The sequence below is a fragment of the uncultured Caldilinea sp. genome (genome assembly GCF_937128415.1).
In the GTDB taxonomy this organism is placed as follows: domain Bacteria; phylum Chloroflexota; class Anaerolineae; order Caldilineales; family Caldilineaceae; genus Caldilinea.
Window position 1 is genome coordinate 1 of record NZ_CAKZMJ010000101.1, and the last position, 4,093, is coordinate 4,093.

The 4,093-nt window shown below is 60.6% G+C and carries 2 protein-coding genes; both read right to left on the reverse strand.

Translation table 11 applies throughout. The features are described 5' to 3' along the window. Positions 1 to 433: 433 nt before the first annotated feature. Entirely contained in the window at positions 434 to 898 is a 465-nt protein-coding gene (locus Q0367_RS19800; RefSeq protein ID WP_298984320.1) for an isoamylase early set domain-containing protein, read from the reverse strand. A gap of 420 nt (positions 899 to 1,318) precedes the next feature. Further along, entirely contained in the window at positions 1,319 to 3,799 is a 2,481-nt protein-coding gene (gene leuS / locus Q0367_RS19805; RefSeq protein WP_298984322.1) for a leucine--tRNA ligase, read from the reverse strand. Positions 3,800 to 4,093: the final 294 nt, after the last annotated feature.

The window sequence follows — 4,093 nt, forward strand, 5'->3', positions numbered from 1 at the left end:
CTTGGGAGAGGGGGCCGGGGGGTGAGGGCCTTGCTCCCCCTCTCCCAGTCTTGGGAGAGGGGGCCGGGGGGTGAGGGCCTTGCTCCCCCTCTCCCAGTCTTGGGAGAGGGGGCCGGGGGGTGAGGGGCTTGCTCCCCCTCTCCCAGTCTTGGGAGAGGGGGCCGGGGGGTGAGGGGCTTGCTCCCCCTCTCCCAGTCTTGGGAGAGGGGGGCGGGGGGTGAGGGGCTTTCCCCACGGCTCTTGGGTCTGTCGAGAACGTGCGGCTGAGAGCCGCACCTACGGTATTGGCTCGATCTGCTCGATCCACTTGTTAAGTGAACTGCGTAACTTCTGGGCAATAAGACGTCCAGCCTTCTCCATCGAGAAAATCACTGCTCGGCAGGAGAAGGCTGGACGGTCAGGAGGTGATGACGCTTGCCGCTGTGTCGGCCAATCAGGCTGCAGCCACCCGAGGCCGCATGCGAGGCATCTCCGCCGGCGTGCGCTCGCCGCTGAAGCCGCGCACGCTTCCTTCGATCGGCGTCGGCAAATGCGGAGCGACAATGGGATGACTCTCGGAAACTTTGCTGGGCTGCCGTTCCGTAAGCGTTGCAGTCTGGAAAGAGACAAGATCGATGACGCTGTTCTGTCCACCGTAGGCGTTGTCGGCGAAGCCATCGGCGTGGTTGTCGGATTGCCAGCGCCCATCGATGATATAGCGAAATTCGTAGCGTTTTCCAACCGGCAGCTCGATCGTCGCTCGCCACACACCATCGCGCATTTGCACCAGCGGCACACCTTTGTCATCCCAGTCGTTGAAGCTGCCGGTGACTGCCACGCGATCAGCCCATACACAGGATGGTAGTTCAAAGGTGACGCGTGCAAATCCTGGATGTGTCGAAGGTTGTTTGTAGATCATGGTGTTCTCCTCGCTCTGTGGAATCTGCATAAATCTGCGTTGCAATAAAAGCTGCTTTGTCGCTGGCTTGAGAACCACCTTATCGATCGAAAGCCTGTTCGCAACCGGCAGAAATCGCTTCTCTCTGTGAAAACATGTTCATATATTGGAAACCTGTGCAACCTGTTACACAAGGATCATTTGCTTTGCATTATGGCAACCCAAAGAAGCCCGTCATCGTCCGCTTTAGCCGAAAGAAAGAAATTTCTTTTGTGCAATGTGTATAAAGACTTCTGTTTCGATAGATGTTTTCGTTTTTTCCATATAATAAAGATAAACCACCCAGATTAAGGCAAGCTTAAAGAAATGTACGCGCTTCGGCAGTTGCCGAAGCGCGTAGGTGTTTCGTAGGGTTTTCGTCAGAAAAGCGCGACGCCGTGTTCAAGTCACAATGTTCACCAACTTGTCGGGCACGACGACAACCTTGCGCGGGGCGTGGCCGTCCAGCCATTTGACGACATTGCTCAATTGTAGGGCGCTGCGCTCCAGCTCTTCCGCCGGCGTGCCGGGAGGGACGAGCAGCTTGTCGCGCACCTTGCCGTTGACCTGCACCACGACGGTGATCGCCTCTTCGCGCGCCTTTTCCGGGTCGCCGACGGGCCAGCGCTGCAGGTGCACGCTCGACGCGTTGCCCTGCCGGCGCCACAGCTCTTCGGCGATGTGCGGGAAGAAAGGCGCCATCATCAGGAGCAGGCTGCGGATGGCCTCCTTCCAGATTGCGCTGTTGACGACGCTTGTCTCCCGCGCCCGCAGCAGAAAATTGTTTAGCTCCATCAGCGCAGCGATCGCCGTGTTGAAGCGGAAATGCTCGATGTCGTCGGTCACTTTCAGGATCGTCTGGTGGAGTTTGCGTTCGAGCGCCCGCTCCTGCGCAGGGTCTGGCTCCGACGGCGCTTGGTCTGGCCCTGCGTCCTCTGTCACGACCGCCCACACGCGGTGCAGGAAGCGATGCACGCCTTCGATCGCCTGTGGGTCCCAGGGGCCGCCCTGATCCCAGGGGCCGATGAACATCAGGTAGCCGCGCACGGTGTCGGCGCCGTAGCGATCGACCACCTCATCCGGGTTGATGACGTTGCCGCGGCTCTTGGACATCTTCTCGCCGTCCGGGCCCAGGATCATGCCCTGGTTGAAGAGGCGCAGCATCGGCTCGTCGAAGTTGACCAGCCCCAGGTCACGCATCGCCTTGGTGAAAAAGCGCGTGTAGAGCAGATGCATGGTGGCGTGCTCGATGCCGCCGGTGTACTGATCGACGGGCAGCCAGTAGTCGCCTTTCTCTTTGTCCCACGGCAGATCGTCTGGGCTGAGCCGCTCGCCCTTTTTCCAGTAGGGCGAGATGTAGGCATACTGGTACCAGCTCGAGCACATAAAGGTGTCCATGGTGTCGGTCTCGCGCTCGGCGTCGCCTCCACACTCCGGGCACTTGACGCGACGGAAGCCTTCGTGGTACTTGAGCGGGCTTTCTCCCGTGGGCTTGAACTCGGCGTCTTCGGGCAATAACACGGGCAGGTCCTCGTAGGGCACCGGCACGGTGCCGCAATTCGGACAGTAAATGATCGGGATCGGCGCGCCCCACATGCGTTGGCGGCTGATCAGCCAGTCGCGCAGGCGGTAGTTGACGGCGCGACGCCCGATGCCGTTGGCCTCCAGCCATTCGGTCACCTTGTCGGCTGCGCCCTTCACCGGCGTGCCATCGAAGGGGCCGGAGTTGATCATCACGCCTTCGTCCTTGGAGTCATACGCCTCCTCCAGTGGGCCGGTGGCGCCGTCTGGCCCGGTGATGACGCGGCGAATCTCCAGGCCATACTTCCTGGCGAACTCGAAGTCGCGCGCATCGTGGGCGGGCACGGCCATGATGGCGCCGGTGCCGTAGCCCATCATCACGTAGTCCGCAATCCAGATGGGAATGCGCTCGCCGTTGACGGGGTTGATGGCGTAGCCGCCCGTGAAGACGCCCGTCTTTTCTTTGTCCGCCGCCGTGCGCTGAATCTCATCCAGTCGCGCCGCCAGCGCCTTGTACGCCTCCACCTCGGCGCGGTGCTCCTCCGTCGTGACCACATCGACCAGCGGATGCTCCGGCGCCAGCACCATGAAGGTCGCTCCCCACAGCGTGTCCGGCCGCGTGGTGAAGACTTCCAGCGGATGGCCTTGTTCGGTGCGGAAGGTGACCTCCGCGCCATAGCTGCGGCCGATCCAGTTGCGCTGCATCACCTTGACGCGCTCCGGCCAGTCGATCTGGTCGAGCATGTCGATCAGCTCGTCGGCGTAGCGGGTGATGCGGAATTTCCACTGCTCCAGGTTCTTTTTGATCACCGGCGTGCCGCAGCGTTCGCAGTGGCGATCTTCGCCCCACACCTGCTCACGCGCCAGCGTCGTGTTGCAGGTGGGGCAAAAGTCCACCGGCGCATACTCGCGATAGGCGATGCCGGCGTCGTAAAACTTGCGGAAGAACCACTGCGTCCACTTGTAGTATTCCGGGTCGCAGGTCACCGCCTCGCGATCCCACGCCCACATGGCGCCCATGCGCCGCAGCTGCTTGCGCATCCGCTCGATGTTGGCGTAGGTCCATTTGGCCGGGTGCACGCCATGTTTGATGGCGGCGTTTTCGGCGGGCAGACCAAAGGCGTCGAAACCGATCGGGAAGAAGACGTTGTAGCCGTTCATGCGCCGATAGCGCGCGGCTGCGTCGCTGGGCGTGTACGCATACCAATGGCCGGTGTGCAGGTCGCCCGACGGATAGGGCAGCATGGTCAACGCATACCACTTGGGGCGATTCGGGTCTTCGACCGTCTTGTAGAGCTGCTCCTCCTCCCAGATGCGCTGCCATTTCGGCTCGATCTCTGCGGGATTGTATCGATTGGACATACTGTTCTCCGATTTATGGTGGTTTTCTAACCTGGCTTTCTAACAATGCATCGTCTCTGCGCACACATGATGAGGCGCCCGCTGCAAGCGTGCGCAATTTCATCTTATTGTAGCGCAAGGAATAATTCTGGCAGATGCGCCCGCGTGCACAACGCGCGGGCTAACTAAGCGCGAGGAGTCCGCCGACGTTGCGTCCGACGGTTGCGGCGATTCTGATGCATTGAGGAGCGTTCCAGCCGTTTTGCATCATAAATTCATTTTACCATACGATGTCAAGGAAACGATGTCAAGGAA

What these genes read in the sequence shown, in the direction of transcription:
- leuS (WP_298984322.1), bottom strand. Translation starts at nt 3,799, where the DNA reads ATGTCCAATCGATACAATCCCGCAGAGATCGAGCCGAAATGGCAGCGC.
- Q0367_RS19800 (WP_298984320.1), bottom strand. Translation starts at nt 898, where the DNA reads ATGATCTACAAACAACCTTCGACACATCCAGGATTTGCACGCGTCACC.